Annotated in this window: 12 protein-coding genes; 3 read left to right on the top strand and 9 right to left on the bottom strand. The window is 46.2% G+C overall.

What is annotated here, in order from left to right:
* Both A3766_RS31385 and radA read left to right on the top strand, forming a co-directional pair.
* A partial coding sequence (locus A3766_RS31385) for a hypothetical protein (protein WP_197479666.1) occupies positions 1-802 on the top strand: 802 nt, incomplete at its 5' end.
* Positions 803-951: 149 nt separating this feature from the next.
* On the top strand, positions 952-2,313 hold the full coding sequence (gene radA / locus A3766_RS21320) for a DNA repair protein RadA (RefSeq protein WP_068513952.1): 1,362 nt from the start codon (positions 952-954) through the stop codon (positions 2,311-2,313).
* Positions 2,314-2,337: 24 nt separating this feature from the next.
* Here radA and A3766_RS21315 read toward each other — a convergent pair whose 3' ends face one another.
* The 4 genes from A3766_RS21315 to A3766_RS21300 form a co-directional block, all read right to left on the bottom strand.
* Positions 2,338-4,389: an EAL domain-containing protein gene (locus tag A3766_RS21315; RefSeq protein ID WP_068513955.1), complete on the bottom strand. Its 2,052-nt coding sequence runs from the start codon at positions 4,387-4,389 to the stop codon at positions 2,338-2,340.
* 131 nt (positions 4,390-4,520) lie between these two features.
* Positions 4,521-4,898: a PilZ domain-containing protein gene (locus A3766_RS21310; protein ID WP_068513956.1), complete on the bottom strand. Its 378-nt coding sequence runs from the start codon at positions 4,896-4,898 to the stop codon at positions 4,521-4,523.
* A gap of 186 nt (positions 4,899-5,084) precedes the next feature.
* Positions 5,085-6,746, bottom strand: a complete 1,662-nt coding sequence (gene ettA, locus A3766_RS21305; RefSeq protein ID WP_068513959.1) for an energy-dependent translational throttle protein EttA — start codon at positions 6,744-6,746, stop codon at positions 5,085-5,087.
* Between the two features lie 138 nt (positions 6,747-6,884).
* On the bottom strand, positions 6,885-7,589 hold the full coding sequence (locus A3766_RS21300; protein ID WP_068513962.1) for a PEP-CTERM sorting domain-containing protein: 705 nt from the start codon (positions 7,587-7,589) through the stop codon (positions 6,885-6,887).
* Between the two features lie 260 nt (positions 7,590-7,849).
* Here A3766_RS21300 and A3766_RS21295 point away from each other — a divergent pair, with 260 nt between their 5' ends.
* On the top strand, positions 7,850-8,092 hold the full coding sequence (locus A3766_RS21295; RefSeq protein ID WP_068513965.1) for a YdcH family protein: 243 nt from the start codon (positions 7,850-7,852) through the stop codon (positions 8,090-8,092).
* 141 nt (positions 8,093-8,233) lie between these two features.
* Here A3766_RS21295 and meaB read toward each other — a convergent pair whose 3' ends face one another.
* The 5 genes from meaB to A3766_RS21270 are packed head-to-tail and all read right to left on the bottom strand — an operon-like array spanning position 8,234 to position 16,385.
* Positions 8,234-9,229 carry a methylmalonyl Co-A mutase-associated GTPase MeaB gene (gene meaB, locus A3766_RS21290; protein WP_068513969.1) on the bottom strand — a complete coding sequence of 332 codons (996 nt, stop codon included), beginning with the start codon at positions 9,227-9,229 and terminating at the stop codon, positions 8,234-8,236.
* Between the two features lie 9 nt (positions 9,230-9,238).
* Complete coding sequence (scpA, locus tag A3766_RS21285) at positions 9,239-11,389, bottom strand: methylmalonyl-CoA mutase (RefSeq protein ID WP_068513972.1); 2,151 nt, start codon at positions 11,387-11,389, stop codon at positions 9,239-9,241.
* A gap of 51 nt (positions 11,390-11,440) precedes the next feature.
* Positions 11,441-11,848 (bottom strand): methylmalonyl-CoA epimerase, encoded by a 408-nt coding sequence (gene mce / locus A3766_RS21280; RefSeq protein ID WP_068513974.1) that lies wholly within the window; start codon positions 11,846-11,848, stop codon positions 11,441-11,443.
* Positions 11,849-11,859: 11 nt separating this feature from the next.
* Positions 11,860-14,721: a biotin/lipoyl-containing protein gene (locus A3766_RS21275; RefSeq protein WP_068513978.1), complete on the bottom strand. Its 2,862-nt coding sequence runs from the start codon at positions 14,719-14,721 to the stop codon at positions 11,860-11,862.
* Positions 14,721-16,385 (bottom strand): acyl-CoA carboxylase subunit beta, encoded by a 1,665-nt coding sequence (locus A3766_RS21270; RefSeq protein WP_068513979.1) that lies wholly within the window; start codon positions 16,383-16,385, stop codon positions 14,721-14,723. Before A3766_RS21270 ends, A3766_RS21275 begins: the two co-directional genes overlap by 1 nt.
* Positions 16,386-16,646: the final 261 nt, after the last annotated feature.

The following is a 16,646-nucleotide window of genomic DNA, read 5'->3' as shown; positions in this document are numbered from 1 at the left end:
TGTAGCAGGCCATGAAGTAAGATTTTTCCCCTTTGGTGATGACACGATAGTCCGAGTTTATGAGCACAGCTACGATAGCGATACGGGTGAGCGAATATCTACCCTAAGGGCATCTTATGAAGTTGCCAAAAATAGGCCAACCTTGATTATCAATGAGCGTTTAGGTGTCGATGCTGGTGCTTTAGCATCGTTGGACGGAGATGAAATTTATCATGTTTTTGAAGGTGAACAGGAACTAGAGCGCTGCCAGTACTATCGTCGGCATTTAGATGTAAGTGTCAATGAGTTTGCAGTTAAAGATGGCGAAATTACCACGACTATAGATGGAGAAATTGAGTTATCAAATATTTCAGAAGATCTCGAAACTGAGTCATTTAACATTGTCGATAGCGATTTTTCTTTGTCCGTACAGCAGAATGCTTCACTGAATGAGTTTTCATTAACTGACTTTGATGCTGAAAAGGTTGAGAATTTGTCACGAGGCACCTATGTGATTGGTTTTTCAGGAGTCTTGGAGTCCGATTCGATTGGCGGAACAGTTGAAGTTGATGCAATGGACTCTTTTAGCAAGCTGAATGGCACGATAGGCGAATATCCAACTGATGGCATATTTAAGGTATTAGGACAGGGTTTGGAGCGAGTGACCCTGACGTCAAACCCTAGTGCACTGGTGATCGGTGTTGATTATGATGGTGATGATTCTCGTGTTGGAGCCAGTTTCCCAGATGAAACGTTTACAACGACCTGGGAGCAACTTCTGGAAGGTGACTTCCAGCGAGATGACTTTATTCCAGCAGAGTAGAAAGTTCCTTTCATACTGCTCAATATATCATTGATGGCCTTCTGGCTTCATATACTTAATTCCTCGATTAGCTCTATAATATTCCTCCTGTAGAGCGAGCATATCTATTTGCACGCATAATTATCAGATCTCATAGCAATAGGCTTAGCATGGCAAAGAGCAAAACCGCATTCGTCTGCACTGAGTGCGGGTCAGATTTATCTAAATGGCAAGGCCAGTGTCCGGATTGTGGCCAATGGAATACTATTCAGGAAATAAAGCTAGCAAAGCAAAGTAAGAGCAGCAGTACCTCGTTGGGTTATGCGGGCGCCAAGTCCGAGATTAAGGCTTTGGGGTCAATTGACCTCGAAGATCAACCCAGATTCAGTAGCGGTATAGGTGAGTTTGATCGGGTGCTGGGGGGAGGTTTAGTTCCCGGTTCTGCTATATTGGTTGGAGGTCATCCGGGTGCCGGGAAAAGTACTTTGCTACTCCAGACGATGTGTCATCTTTCTTCAAGCAGGGACGGCTTATATATTACTGGTGAAGAGTCTTTACAACAGGTTGCACTGCGAGCAAAGCGCCTCGGTCTCAAAGCTGATGTGCTGAATATGTTCTCTGAAACCCGGATCGAATCAATAGAAGAAGTGGTTCAAGTCCATAAGCCAAAAGTGCTGGTTGTTGACAGTATTCAGGTAATGCACACAGAAGCGATAGAGTCGGCTCCAGGTAGCGTTTCGCAAGTAAGAGAATGTGCTGCCAGGTTGACCCGTCTTGCCAAACAGACTGGCATGGTGCTATTTCTGGTTGGTCATGTGACCAAAGAGGGAGCGATTGCCGGGCCTAAGGTTTTGGAGCATATGATTGACTGCTCGATAATGCTCGAAGGCTCCAGTGACACTCGTTATCGCACTTTGCGAGGAATCAAAAATCGTTTTGGTGCAGTGAATGAGTTAGGTGTCTTTGCTATGCTCGAAAAAGGCTTGGTTGAAGTGAAGAACCCGAGTGCAATATTCCTAAGCCGTGGCGAAGAGATAATGCCAGGTAGTGTCGTGACGATACTCTGGGAAGGTACGCGCCCGTTGCTAGTAGAATTACAGGCTTTGGTTGATGAGAGCCAAGGCAACTACCCTAAGCGAGTCGCCTTGGGTATGGATCAGAACCGTTTATCAATGTTGCTGGCCGTGATGCATCGACATGGTGGGATCCATTGTGGCGACCAGGATGTATTTGTGAATCTGGTAGGTGGTGTAAAGACACTGGAAACGAGTACCGATTTAGCGACTTTGGCAGCGATTGTTTCTAGCTTGAAAGGGGTGTCACTTTCTGAAGATATGGTGATCTTTGGAGAGGTCGGTTTGTCGGGAGAAATACGTCCAGTCCCTAGTGGTCAGGAACGAATTCAGGAAGCGCTGAAGCATGGCTTTAAAAGAGCGATTGTTCCCTATGGAAACAAACCGAGAAACGATATTGCAGGGATGGAAGTTATGCTAGTGAAGAAGTTACCTGATTTGTTGAATGCTCTGTTTTAACATGCTTTGGTTTAGCTTATTAGATTAGTCTTCGAGCGTACTTTCTAAATGACAGGCAAATATGTCTGGCGCCATGGGTCTACCAAACAGATAGCCTTGTGCATAGTCACAGTTTAGATCTTTGAGCAGCTTGTATTGCTCCTGATTCTCGACCCCTTCAGCGACGACCTTAAGGTTTAAGCTGTGAGCCATAGAAATCGCCGCATTAATTAGTTCTTTGTCGGCTTGGTCTTCGACTAAGTCGTTGACGAAGCTACGGTCGACTTTAAGCATGTCAAAAGGATAGTTCCTGAGATAGCTTAGTGAGGAATAGCCGGTTCCAAAGTCATCCATCGATATTCGGACATCAAGATGGTTGAGGGCTCTTAGCGCATCTTTTACGAACTGCTGGTTATTCATTAGAACGCCCTCGGTAATTTCAAACTCAAGTGTATGTCTGGCAACTTGATGGTCCTGAATAATTCTTTCGACTTGAGATATCAGGTCTGGATCTCGAAACTGCCGTGGCGACAGGTTAACCGCCATGCGAAAGTCTGCTTGGTATTGCTTTTGCCACTTTGATGCTTGAGATAGCGCCTGGTGCAATACAAATTGACCAATAGGAATGATCAACCCGGTTTCCTCTGCGATCGGAATAAACTCATCAGGAGGTACTTGTCCTAAGGTTTGGTTATTCCAGCGTAATAGTGCTTCGGCTCCAATAATTTTGTCAGTCTGAACATCGACTTGAGGCTGGTAGGCGAGCGAGAATTCATTTCGGTCTAAGGCACCATGGATTTGTTCTTCAAGCTGTAATCTTCGGGCGACTTGTTGGTTCATTTCCTCAGTGTAGAACGAGTAGGCGTTTCGCCCGAGAGACTTAGCGTGATACATGGCTGAGTCGGCATTTCTTAGCAAGTCGGTCGGAGTAGCACCGTCATGAGGGAAAAGAGCAATGCCAATGCTGGCAGTTAGCATCAGTTTACGACCTTCAATATCAAACGAGCTTCTGAATTGTTCTAATATGCGCTCAGCAGTTTTTTGCGCAGACTTCTCGTCATCTAGGCCGCCCAAAATTAAGATGAATTCATCGCCTCCCAAGCGGCCAACTGTATCGCCCGTTCGAAGTACTTCTGATAGGCGCTCTGCAGCAACCATCAATACTTCGTCACCCATGTCATGGCCAAGGGAGTCATTAACCTTTTTAAAATCGTCTAGATCAACGAACAGTAAGGCAACTTTGTTGTTTTGACGTTGGGCTTCACCAATGATGTGGGTGAGCCTATCCAAAGATAAAAGTCGATTGGGCAGGTCAGTCAGCGAGTCAAAATGCGCTTGGTGAAATATTTTTTCTTCTTGTGCTTTGCGTGTCGAGATATCTTCCTTGACGGCAAGATAGTGAATCACTTTCCCATACTCATCCTTTACTGGAGAGATGTGCCCATATTCCCAAAAGGTCTCGCCATTCTTTTTACGAATTTGTACTTCGCCTTCCCAGCTATGTTCTTTTTCAAGCGCTTCGAAGAGTGCTGCGTAGGTATCTTTTTTTGCGTGGTCAGGCATTAGGCTGAAAAACTTCTTTCCTTCAACCTCACTAAGAGGGTAGCCGGAGGTCGTTTCAAATGCCTGATTTACATACTTTATGCTCCCATTGGTGGCGATGATCATGACCGACACAGGGCTCTGCTCGACGGCTTGGGAGAGGGTACGAATTTTTTGTCCGGTTTTTACTTCCTGGCTGATATCGCGAACTATCCCGAGTACCAGGGCTTTGCCGTCAATATCAATATTCTTTCCAATCACTTCTGAGTGATAAGTGCTTCCGTCTTTACGTTGAAGCAAAACTTCAACGGTTAGCCCTTCTTCAGTGGTTTTGGTTCTTTCGAAAGAGCGGTGATCTTGTTCGGGTGCCTTTATATCAAACACCGTCATGCCTAGCAGCTCATCTTTGCTGTAGCCGCTCATCTTACAAAAAGCAGGGTTAACAAATACGTAATTACCCTCAGTGTCGGCAACTGTAATGCCTTCAGAGCTTTGGTCAGTGATGGCCTTGAGCATGCGATCACTTTCAATATGCTTTTGTTGTCCTGATCCCATGAGTGCCTTGTTGCAGTTATACGTCAATTAAAGAAAACAAGCGTTTACTATGACTAATTAGTTTAGTAGGAACTTAGGAAATTCCTAGTTATTGAGGCTTAAATAGAGAGGAAACTTGAGCAGAGCTTAATTTAAATGACTGTGAGAAGTTCCAGTTCACGCATTAAAATATCGTCGCTACCAACATTAAGCTCTACTAAACGCTTAAGGTGGGTCATGCTGTCGATATCAATGTGCTGGCATTTAAAACCTAAGGTATTGTTTTCCTCGTGGGAAAAGGTGAGTGACATAATAATATGGCTTTCGCTACCTGATAGTCTGATGGTCGCTTCGCAAGGCGTATCAACATCCAGGCTGAAGTGGTCAGGCCGGTGAACCAGAATTCCGCGCAAGGAAATATCAAGGACTTCGGTAGACCATTCAAGGTCATCCTGACGCAAGGTGCAATCGGCATTAAATAGAATTCGGCTAAAATGACGGCGCTCGTCTTGTTTTGTCTCTTCGCTCATTTGGCCTCCGGCAACTCTGTTCTGCAAACCAGTTTGAAGGATAACAGAGAGGATTAATTATTATAGTCATTCATTAGAATATAAGTGCTATATCAGGTAACTGCAAGCTTAGGCAGTCCTTTTGAGAACAAATCGCTCAAAAGAACTGCTGTTTCAGGCTTTCAGCTAGTTTGGCAGCCTTGGCTCTTAGGCAAGCTTCTTATAGTTGACACGAGTAGGTGTCTTGGCTTGTTCACCTTTACGAGCTTTGAAGTCTTCTTCGTATTCAGTGTAATTGCCTTCAAACCAGACCACTTCACTATCGCCTTCATAAGCCAATATATGCGTTGCAATTCTATCGAGGAACCAACGGTCGTGCGAAATCACTATTGCGCAACCAGGGAATGCCAAGACGGCTTCTTCCAGTGCTCGTAGTGTTTCTACGTCAAGATCGTTGGTTGGCTCATCGAGTAGTAGAACGTTCGCACCTTGCTTAAGCACGTTGGCTAAATGTAGACGGTTACGCTCGCCACCAGACAGCTCATTCACTTTCTTTTGCTGGTCATTACCACGGAAGTTGAAACGACTGACATAAGCACGAGATGGTGTTTGGTAATTGCCGATAGTGATCATATCGTTACCGTCACTGACTTCTTCCCATACCGTCTTGGAATTGTCCAGGTCACGCGTTTGTTCAACGAAAGCCAGCTTAACAGTATCACCCAAACGAATAGTGCCTGAGTCGGGTTGCTCTACGTCTGCTAGCAGCTTGAATAGTGAAGATTTACCTGCACCGTTACCACCAATTACACCGACAATGCTTCCGGGTGGAACACTAAAGCTCAAATCTTTGAATAGCAGCTTGTCTTTGTATTGCTTACTGACACCATCGAGCTCGATAACAACATCACCCAGGCGTGGCCCTGGTGGAATGTAAATTTCCATGGTCTCGTTGCGTTTCTGTAGGTCGGAAGAGTTAAGCTCTTCAAAGCGCTTAAGACGCGCCTTGCTCTTGGCATGTCGCCCTTTTTGGTTGCTGCGAACCCACTCTAGCTCAGATTTAATACTCTTTTGGCGAGCATCTTCTTGCTTTTGCTCATGCTCTAAACGTTTCTCTTTATTTTCAAGCCACTGAGAATAGTTACCTTCAAATGGAATGCCATGGCCTCTATCGAGCTCCAGTATCCAACCTGCAACATTATCAAGGAAGTAACGATCGTGGGTGATGGCGACGACGGTTCCAGGGTAGTCATGTAAGAAACGTTCCAACCACGCGACACTTTCTGCATCAAGGTGGTTGGTCGGTTCATCAAGAAGCAGCATGTCCGGCTTAGAAAGTAATAGACGGCAAAGAGCGACACGACGCTTTTCACCACCTGATAAATGTTTAACTTCAGCATCCCATGGTGGCAGTCTTAAGGCATCAGCAGCGACTTCCAGTGTTCTTTCCAGATTATGACCATCACCGGTTTCAATGATTGCTTCTAGCTTGGCTTGTTCTGCGGCTAGAGCATCGAAATCTGCACCTTCTTCAGCGTACTCTGCATAAACTTGATCTAGGCGAGTTAACGCATTTTTAATCTCACTCACGCCTTCTTCAACGTTGTCTCTGACCGTTGCTTCTTCGTTAAGTTCAGGCTCCTGAGCGAGGTAGCCAATATTGATACCCGGCTGAGGGCGGGCTTCACCAATATAGTCTTTATCAACGCCCGCCATAATTCTTAGTAGTGTTGATTTACCCGCACCATTAAGACCCAATACACCAATTTTGGCGCCAGGGAAAAATGAAAGGGAGATATCTTTGAGGATTTCTTTCTTAGGTGGGACAACTTTTCCCACGCGATTCATGGTGAATACGTACTGTGCCATACAAATAGCCTTAATTAGTAAAAACGGGGTCGATCTGAATGGGCTAGACGTTAGCTAAAAAAGGCAGGCTTGGCAATCCCTGCTCCAGACTAATTGACTAAATCGTTCGAAGCAGGGTAATGATTGCGATGAGGAGACTTAGATTTTCTTGCGACGAATACCCACTAAGCCAAGAAGACCTAGGCCAAGCAAGGCAATAGAAGAGGGTTCTGATACGCTTTGGGTAATGATGCGCGCATCATCAATCCAGTAGCGACCTACCGTTGCGCGATCAACCAGTATCGACTGGGAGCTAGTAAATGTTAGAAAATCGTTACTTTCCCACTTTCGAGAAGTTGATGTCTCGTAATTGGCCCCCGTACCACCAAATATATTGTCCGACGCATTGAGTTTTTTACCGTTGAGGATGATCGCAACAATGTCACTATCAAACTCAATTAATTGCTTGGTCTCTTTACCGCTCGAGGTGCCTAGTGGGTCAAAGTGAATCAGGTGAGAACTGTAACTGCCTGCACTTAGGTAAGGTGAATTTTTGCCAGTTTGCTGACCTCTTAAGGTATCACCAACGAACAGGTTACTCCCAAGCAAGTAGTCAACTTGAACCTGTTGATGAGCTATCGCAACGCCCTGTTGTTCATCAAACGTTTGAAGCTGATCAGACTCTTGTTGCGACCAGCTAAAGTTTAGCCCGTCGGCATTGCCGGTCGGGTTAATGAGGCCTGCATTGACGCTTGACGCAGCAAACAGCAGGCTGCTGACAGCAATGATTCTTTTTAGCATATTCTTTCCTGATTTGGTTTTAGTCTTTCCATAGTGCTTATGCTTTTTGGAAGAACTATTCATAAACAATGACTTCAGTGTATAGGCTGTTCTTAGGTTTGAGTAATGGGTATAGGCGGATTTGACTAGATTTCACGACTTGCTTACAAGTCTTTACCTGATGTATAGAAAACTCACGTTTAGGCCTGATCTAGGCTGACAATAGAAAGATTTTCAAGATACCTAATTGTTTGACCTAGATCATCTCGTTTGGACTAAGGCTCATATAAAGTGGAGTTATGAAAAGATGATAAAAAACAATCCCTCTAAGGAGATATATATCTATGTTAGAAAAGCACGATCTAGTTCATGAGTTGCCAGAGCATAAAGAGACTATTCATAACCTCAAGATGAGTGATAATCACTTTGCTCGTTTATTTGATGAGTATCATGATAAGGATCATGAAGTACACAGAATTGAGACTGGTGCAGAAAACACCTCTGACGAGTACCTTGAAAAGTGTAAGAAAGAGCGCCTTAAGCTAAAGGACGATTTGCTTGCGATTATCAAGAAAACAACAGCATAATATTTAGCTTAGTTTGTTATCAAGCCCGGTTACTTAATCGGGCTTTTTTAGTTTAGCGTTGGCAGATATATTCGAACCCTTGCCTGTCGTGATTAGCTCAGGCTGATAGCAATAGGGTCCTCGCTAAGGGGCGGTAAATAGTCAAGACGGGTCTTGTTTGTTGAGAAATAACTGAATGATTTGATGTGCTGCAGAGTAGGGGGTTACACTATTTTCCTGCACAGCTGAGCGGAGCTTAGGTAGTGCTGATTGAACTGGAGGGTGACTTTTAAGCTCCTGTTCCAACATATCTTTTACCAAGGTGTTCAACCATTCTCTATTTTGTCGGGCGCGTTTATCCTCAAATAGATTAAGGCCTTCTTCATTGGAGTGGCTTTTGCCTTGTTCCTGGTAGTCCAGAATCATGTCCCATACAGTCTCAATTCCGGTGTTCTCAAGAGATGAGCAGGTGAGAATTTGAGGTTTCCAAAAACCATCGTGCTGTAAGAGGTGAAAGGCATTACTGTAGTGGTTTTTGGTTTGCTGAGCCAAGCCTTGGTTAGGACCATCACTTTTGTTAACGACTAAGGCATCCGCCAGCTCCATAATGCCTCGTTTGATGCCTTGTAAGTCATCTCCAGCGTTAGGAAGCATCAATACGAGAAAGAAATCGACCATCGAGGCGACTTCATACTCGGATTGGCCTACACCAACGGTCTCTACGAGTATTACATCGTAGCCGGCGGCTTCGCATAGGAGCATTGTCTCACGGGTTCTAAGCGCGACGCCACCTAGCGCGCCTTCAGAAGGGCTGGGGCGAATAAAGGCATTGTCTTCACGGGCAAGTTTTTCCATGCGGGTTTTATCGCCAAGGATACTTCCTCCACGTAGAGGAGAGCTGGGGTCGACAGCGAGTACAGCTACCTTTTTTCCATTAGCGATCAGATGGCGACCAAAGGCTTCGATGAAGGTAGACTTTCCCACCCCCGGTACGCCACTGATTCCTATACGAAGGCTATTTCCGGTATCTGACAATAGCTCATTCAAGACTTGTTGAGCAGCCGCTCTGTCTTGGTCGCGCTTGCTCTCGACCAAGGTAATAGCTTTGGCTAGTGCTCGGCGCTGGCCTTTTTTGAGTTGCTCAAGATCGATATTCATACCAGGAAGCTAGGCAGACTCATTGATCGCCGTTAGCACTTGGCGAACACTATAAGGCACTTTTGTACCAGGCCCGAAGATTCCTTTAACTCCTGCCTGATAGAGTGTGTCGTAGTCTTGTTTAGGGATCACTCCCCCGGCAATAACGATAATGTCGTCCGCGCCTTGATTTTTGAGCGCCTGAATGAGCTCAGGAACTAGTGTCTTGTGTCCTGCAGCTTGTGAGCTGACACCGACGGCATGCACGTCATTTTCGACGGCTTGCTTGGCGACTTCTTCAGGGGTTGAAAACATAGGGGATAGGTCGATATCAAAGCCCGCATCGGCAAATGAGGTGGCAATAATTTTAGCACCCCTGTCATGGCCGTCTTGGCCCATTTTACAGACCAGCATTCTTGGGCGCCGACCTTGGGCTTTCTCAAAGGCTTCAATATCAGACTGTATTGCTTGCCAGTCTTCATCGCCCTCATAGGAGGCGCCGTAAACGCCGCTAATAGTGCGAGATTCCGCCTGAAAACGTCCGTATATTTCTTCCAGAGCATCAGAAATTTCGCCAACAGTCGCGCGTAAGCGAGCAGCATTTACGCTCAATTCTAGCAAATTGCCTTCACCTGTTTTCGCTGCCTCAGTCAAGGCTGTAAGCGCTGCTTTAACCGCATCAGAATCTCGATTTGTACGAATCGATTCCAAGCGCTTGATTTGTGACTCGCGTACAGCCACATTGTCTACTTCAAGTATATCCAGGTCATCTTCATGATCGAGCTGGTATTTATTGACACCAACAATGACATCTTCACCGCGATCAATGCGTGCTTGTTTTTTCGCGGCACTTTCTTCAATTCGCATTTTTGGAATGCCATGTTCTATGGCACTTGCCATTCCACCTTTTTCCTCGATTTCTTCAATTAATTCCCAAGCTCGATCAGCAATCTGCTGCGTGAGACTTTCCATCATGTAGGAGCCCCCCCAAGGGTCTGCAACCTGAGGAATACCTGTTTCTTCTTGAAGGATGATCTGAGTATTTCGCGCAATACGGGCAGAGAATTCTGTTGGTAGTGCAACCGCTTCGTCCAGAGCATTGGTGTGCAGTGACTGAGTGCCACCAAATACCGCAGCCATCGCCTCGATGGTGGTACGAATCACATTGTTGTAAGGGTCTTGCTCGGTCAAAGACCAGCCTGATGTTTGCGAGTGGGTTCGAAGCATAGAAGATTTGGGGTTCTTAGGTCCGAACTCATCCATAATCTTATGCCATAACAAGCGACCGGCTCTGAGCTTGGCGATCTCCATATAGAAGTTCATGCCAATGCCCCAGAAGAAGGAAAGGCGAGGCGCAAAGGCATCGACGTCCAAACCAGCTTTCAGTGCAGTTCTAACATACTCTCTGCCATCGCTAAGTGTGTAGGCTAGTTCCAGCGCTGCATCAGCACCGGCTTCCTGAATATGGTAGCCGGAGATTGAAATGCTGTTAAAGCGAGGCATGTTCTCGGAGGTGTAGCCGATAATATCGCCAATAATCCTCATGGATGGTTTTGGTGGGTAGATATAGGTATTGCGCACCATAAACTCTTTCAGAATGTCATTCTGAATCGTGCCTGAAAGCTGTTCTTGTGAAACGCCTTGCTCTTCTGCTGCAACGATGTAGCTAGCCAGGATTGGCAAGACTGCGCCGTTCATGGTCATGGATACCGATACTTTATCAAGCGGAATGCCGTCGAAAAGAATTTTCATATCTTCGACTGAATCAATCGCCACACCTGCTTTACCTACATCACCCGTTACGCGTGGGTGGTCTGAGTCGTAACCTCGGTGAGTCGCTAAATCAAAGGCAACTGATACGCCTTGTGCACCGGCAGCCAGGTTTTTGCGATAGAAAGCATTTGACTCTTCTGCGGTGGAAAATCCTGCGTATTGGCGGATGGTCCAGGGGCGGCCGGCGTACATCGTTGCCATTGGGCCACGTACAAAGGGAGCCATACCGGGAAGTGTCTGGGTGTGAGGCAGGTCTTTTGTATCTTCCTCGGTATAGAGCACCTTAACGGGAATACCTTCTGGCGTCTGCCAGGTCATTTCATCCGGACTGACCCCTTTCATTTGTTTGGTCGCAAGCGCTTCCCATTGCTCGAGTTGTGCGGCTAAATCAGGCTTTTTATCAGACATAGTATTTCTCGTTAAGTAATAGCTGCTCTATTGTTATGCTTATGTAAGTGCTTACTGATCCATGGGTTGGTTAAGCTCTATTAAAATGCCGTCGGCACTTTTTGGGTGGATGAAGATCACTTTACAATTGTGCGCACCAGGTGAAGGTGCATCGGAAAGGAATTGATAACCCTTTGCCTTCAAACGCTCAACATCCGCTTCGATATCGTCGCTGCGGAAACAAAGGTGGTGAATGCCACCGCCTTTCTTTTCCAAGTATTTCTGCACAGGGCCTTCACCGTTAAGTGGGTGAATCAATTCAATACTGGTTTTCTCAACGTCTAAAAACGCAGCACTGGTTTTTGCTTCAGGTACATCTTCCTGGCCTTTAAGGTTCAAGCCGAAGTCTTCCGCAAAGCGCTCTATGGCTTTCTGTAAATCTGGCACTGCTATCGCAATGTGGTCTAAGCCTGTAATCATTGTTTATTCTCCTAAATATTCGCCAAAAACTCAGTGCAAGCTTTGGTTTGTCTGTCTTTTATCTGCTCGTCTGTTTCAATAACGATTTCTTCATCAGGAACAATTTTGAACAGTGGCTGACCCTTCTTAATAATGGTGCCATCGTCTTCAAGCAGCACTTTAGCAATGGTGCCAGAGAACGGCGCAGCTATTTTATTGAACATCTTCATGACTTCAACGATATAGAGCGGATCTCCCGTCTCAAAGTGCTGGCCTTCCTCAATAAAGGGAGGCATATCAGGCGCTTCGCGCGAATAGAACATACCGCCTGAGCTGGCGAGAATCTCATCACTTTTCGCGACAGGTGGTGGTACTAGGACCTTCGCCATCGCTTCCTGATAATCTTTATTGGTTAAGTTCTCAGGAATGACTAAGCTCAGGTCATCAGCGACTTTCAGTTCGAAGAAACCTGTCTTGGCGGCTATGTATGGCAGTAATAGTAGTACTCTGCAGCCAGCTTGATAGCCTGCGTGGGCAGCTTTGATTGCGGCCCAGGTCGCTGTATCAAAATCGCTGTGCTTGGCAGCTTTTAGGGCTTTGTCTAAGTCGTTGAAGTTGCAAATATCCAGTTTTTCTTCAAGTGTGCTATAGAAGGAAAGTGCATCGCTGAGGATTTCCTGGTCATGATCCCAGATCATGGTGGCCGCTGGGTTCTCTCGTTTGTTTCCCGGGTGAAAGTCCATGTTAAGGAAGTGATAAGTTTCATCCAGGACTTTAATCGGGTTTTCTATCCAGGAGACCTTGCCCTTCTTATCAACCGAGAAGTGAGTTTGATGCATGGCCAACCAGCCGGATAACAAGTGTGGTTCAAGCATTAAGTGCTCAACCGGACGTGTAAGCAATAGGTGCTTGCGTTGCAATACGCTTTGCATTGCAGTCTTGTCGTCCTTGGATTTAAGGCTAGCAATATTTGCTTGGCAGACTTCAGCATAAACCTGGTTCAGGTCGTATTGCTGTGCCTGTTTTTTTAACGCGCCTACAGCCGTTAGATAGGGAACGATAAACTGGGTTGTTGGTTTCGCATGAATATTGTTGCCCATTATCCAGTTGACCAAGCCGTAATGGAATTCAAGGTTGGTGCCTAGATCCTTACCTTCCAGCTTAGTGCGGCGAAGTACTTCAGACATTTGTTCAAAGCTTTCCAGACGATTGTTGCCAACAGTCAGGAGTAGGGCGATATTACTATCGTAAGCACCGGCCAAGTGATAGGACATGAATACATCTGTATCAGGGTTGTGAAGACTGATGCCCTGGTCGTCACGAATTTCGCCATCAAGCGAATCTGACCAATGTTCAATCAAACCACCTGCATGGGGTGCCAAAGCTTGGTTAGTTGCATTAAGGCGGGCTTCAACCGAAGCATTATGACGCAATACGCGCTCGGGCTTGGGTAAGCGCTTGCCGTGTGCAGCGAGTAATACCATGGCCTCGACCAATGAGTGCACCGTAAAACTGTCATCAGCGTTGTCGGGGTTGACGAATTTCAGGCTATAACAGAGCTCTGTAACGCGGTGTTCAACCTGAATTCGGGTGTTCATTTCCATAAAGAAGTGTTTGTCGCGGTCAACGATACACTCGAAGGTGGATACGTTGTCCAAACCTACAGCCTGACCAAATACTTCGGATTCTTTTTCCATCGCCTGAAGGGTTTTGATCTCCTGGCTAAGGATTTTAGATTCGGCTTCACTACCGCGATGCAACGACTCTGTAAGCGCATGCTGTAAATCTTCGGTCGTAACCGATATTTCAAGCAGCTTTTGCTCGTGCATCTGCAAAGAGCAATCACGACCGCCCAAAGCCAGTGCCCATTCACCATTACCGATCACCTGGATTTCCTGGTGACGAGTGGTTTCGATATTCAACTCGACAAGAATATTCTTGTTGTCGCCTTGGCCTGTCGCTTTTACCTCGTTGAGGATCTCAAGTACTAGAGAAGGTGCTTCATCTGCTGCTTGGCTTAAGCGCTCTTCGATGCTGCCTTTAAAGCTTGAAGGGCTGGAGAGTATGCGTTGGCCTTTACCGCCGCCACCGCCGATGCATTTCAGGCGAATACGGTTTTCAGGGTACTCCTGGCCAATCTTGATTACTTGCTCGCGGATGGTTTCCTGAAGCTCTGCCACGCTATAAAGGTCGATGCCTTTTTTGTAGCCTGCATCAAGCACGACGTCGGCTTTATCTTCAATTGAGTCGGCATTTTCAAAGCGTTCTTGGTTGAGTGCTAAGCCTTCTTTTTTGACTAAAGACAGTAGCGCCTTTTCATCGCTATGCTTTTTAAGGAGTGTCAAGGCAGTAGCATTGTTGATTCCAGGCGTTACACTGACGCCGACTTGCAATGCGGTGCGCTTCGCCTCGTCTTTTAGGCCTGCTTTATGAACCGTTTCCGAGCAAGGGCCAATAAAGTTCAGACCGGCTTCTTCCATTGCGCCAACCATCGCTTCGTCTTCGGCCATAAAGCCGTAGCCGGCAAAAATAGCGTTATAGTTGTTCTCTTTAGCAATGCGAATGATCTGTTCTATGCGCTGAACACGCTCTTCTTTATCTGCGCCGCTGTAGTCTGGCACACGGTGAATGCGGTCAGGATTGTTGATTTGGCGCAGTTCTGGCGCCAAGGCATTTTGATAAACAATACTGTCTTTTTCAGACAATAAGATACCGCAATGCGTCACTCCCATTTCTGCAAATACATCCATTGCTTCTTTACGAATAGGGCCACGACAAATGATTAAGGGGCGAATGTCTTCACACGAGAAGCTACGTACCCAAGTGCTGTCTGATTGGCCTAAACGACGGTCTTGATGAGTCAGCGGGTTGTTAAGGTAATGTTCGTTACTCATTAGAAAGACTCCCTTTGTACGCCGCCGAGTGGCTCAGGTGTATAGTGTGATAAGTGGAAATTGAGCTGTTCGCACAAGACCTTGCGCATGTCTCTGGGCATAACAATTTGAGAGATCGACCCTAGGCTCAACGCCTCATTTGGGTTCATCAATTCTTCTTCATAGCGTTTTGCGAGTAAGGCTTCTTGCTCAGCGCCCCATTCGGCACTTTGCTCGCCTGTCTTAACCGCACCGCGAATAGCGCGTAACTCCTTCTTATAGACAAATTCTACACCTGCTGGTCCCATTACGGCTGCTCTGGTAGAAGGCAGGGCGCATACAAAGTCTGCACCTGTCTGATAGCAGTTGTAAGAAGCGTAAGCACCACCGAAAGCGTTACGAATGATCACCAAAAAACGAGGCGTTCTTAGGTCAATAATTGAATCAAGCATTGCTCTACCTGCTTGCACAATACCGTTTGATTCTTGATCTTTACCAGGTAAGAAACCCGTTGTATCTTCCATAAAGATGACAGGGATATTGTAAAGGTTACAGAAGCGGATAAAGCGTGCATTCTTATAGGCTGCATCAATATCAATCTGGCCTGAAGACACGGCGCTGTTATTGGCCAGAAAGCCGACCACATTGCCACCCATTCTACCCAAGGCTGTAACCGTGTTACGTGCACGCTCTTCCTGAATTTCAATAAAGTCGCCATGGTCGCAAAGTTGCTGGATCATGATAGTGACATCAATAGGCGTATTGAAACCGGTTGGGCTATTGAAGGCCTTCTTCAGCAGGATGTCGATATCCCAGGTCTTACGATCAATCGGATCGGACGTTTCCTGATAGGGTGCTAACTCGGAATTGTTGTTCGGAAGATATTTGAGTAGTTGGCGAACTTTCTTCAAGGCGCTGACTTCATCTTTTACCACGATATCTGTGACACCACTTTGGCTATGTACGCCAGGGCCGCCAAGCTCGTCAGGCGTTACATCTTCACCGAGTACACTTTTCACCACACCAGGGCCTGTTAGGCCAAAGAATGTATCATTTGGCTGAATCATAAAGCTACCTTGGCGTGGAAGGTATGAACCACCACCGGCATTAAAACCAAACATGCACATAATGCTAGGTACAACACCGCTGATCTTTCTTAAAGCGGTAAAAGCTTCGGCGTAACCGTCTAGACCGCCGACTCCGGCGGGGACGTAAGCGCCGGCACTATCGTTTAGGCCCACTAAAGGAATCTTTCGTTTACCCGCAAGCTCCATTAAGCGGGCTAGCTTAGTGCCGTTGGTGGCATCCATAGAGCCCGCCCTGACGGTGAAATCGTGACCGTATAAGGCAACGTCTCGGCCGTCTATTTTTACGACTGCCGTGACGATTGACGCGCCATCTAGATTTTTACCCCAGTTCTGGAACAGTACCTTTGGGTCTTCATCTGTTAGAACTGAAATACGTTCCCATATCGTCATTCGCTTTTTACTGTGTTGACGCGTAATGGCCGTTACACCAGCAGCTTTTCTTGGGCGCTGCATCAGGTCGTAACCTTTACGGAGAGTTTCTTCATAAAGTCCGGGGTTTTCTGCATTTTGCCCGGGGATTCTAAAGTCCAGCTCGTTGTCAGAACCAAAAGGGTTATCTAGGCTGATCTTGGGTGTGGCGTCTTTGCTTGTTGTCATCGCACGGTCCGTTAGTTTGCTTGCCTGTCGTGATAGGAGTTCGTTAAATAAAGCTACTAAGTATAGGTGTATTTTAGCGCTCAAGTGTAGCGAAGTTTTGGCAATTTAATATTATGACTAAAACGAAAAAGGTTCGCTTTTGTCCTAAAAAGTGCAGCGATGATATTTGGAAATGTCTATAAAATAAAGTGCGCTTCGATACGAGAGGTAAGGTGTGATATTTAATTAAGGTGTTGAAATTAAACAGATAAGTGTTTTGTT

Source organism: Oleiphilus sp. HI0132, assembly GCF_001635845.1.
This window is presented reverse-complemented; position numbering and strand designations above follow the sequence as displayed.

What these genes read in the sequence shown, in the direction of transcription:
- A3766_RS21295 (WP_068513965.1), top strand. Translation starts at nt 7,850, where the DNA reads ATGTTAGAAAAGCACGATCTAGTTCATGAGTTGCCAGAGCATAAAGAG.
- A3766_RS21315 (WP_068513955.1), bottom strand. Translation starts at nt 4,389, where the DNA reads ATGGGATCAGGACAACAAAAGCATATTGAAAGTGATCGCATGCTCAAG.
- A3766_RS21270 (WP_068513979.1), bottom strand. Translation starts at nt 16,385, where the DNA reads ATGACAACAAGCAAAGACGCCACACCCAAGATCAGCCTAGATAACCCT.
- meaB (WP_068513969.1), bottom strand. Translation starts at nt 9,229, where the DNA reads ATGAATATCGATCTTGAGCAACTCAAAAAAGGCCAGCGCCGAGCACTA.
- A3766_RS21300 (WP_068513962.1), bottom strand. Translation starts at nt 7,589, where the DNA reads ATGAATAGTTCTTCCAAAAAGCATAAGCACTATGGAAAGACTAAAACC.
- scpA (WP_068513972.1), bottom strand. Translation starts at nt 11,389, where the DNA reads ATGTCTGATAAAAAGCCTGATTTAGCCGCACAACTCGAGCAATGGGAA.
- ettA (WP_068513959.1), bottom strand. Translation starts at nt 6,746, where the DNA reads ATGGCACAGTACGTATTCACCATGAATCGCGTGGGAAAAGTTGTCCCA.
- A3766_RS21275 (WP_068513978.1), bottom strand. Translation starts at nt 14,721, where the DNA reads ATGAGTAACGAACATTACCTTAACAACCCGCTGACTCATCAAGACCGT.
- mce (WP_068513974.1), bottom strand. Translation starts at nt 11,848, where the DNA reads ATGATTACAGGCTTAGACCACATTGCGATAGCAGTGCCAGATTTACAG.
- radA (WP_068513952.1), top strand. Translation starts at nt 952, where the DNA reads ATGGCAAAGAGCAAAACCGCATTCGTCTGCACTGAGTGCGGGTCAGAT.
- A3766_RS21310 (WP_068513956.1), bottom strand. Translation starts at nt 4,898, where the DNA reads ATGAGCGAAGAGACAAAACAAGACGAGCGCCGTCATTTTAGCCGAATT.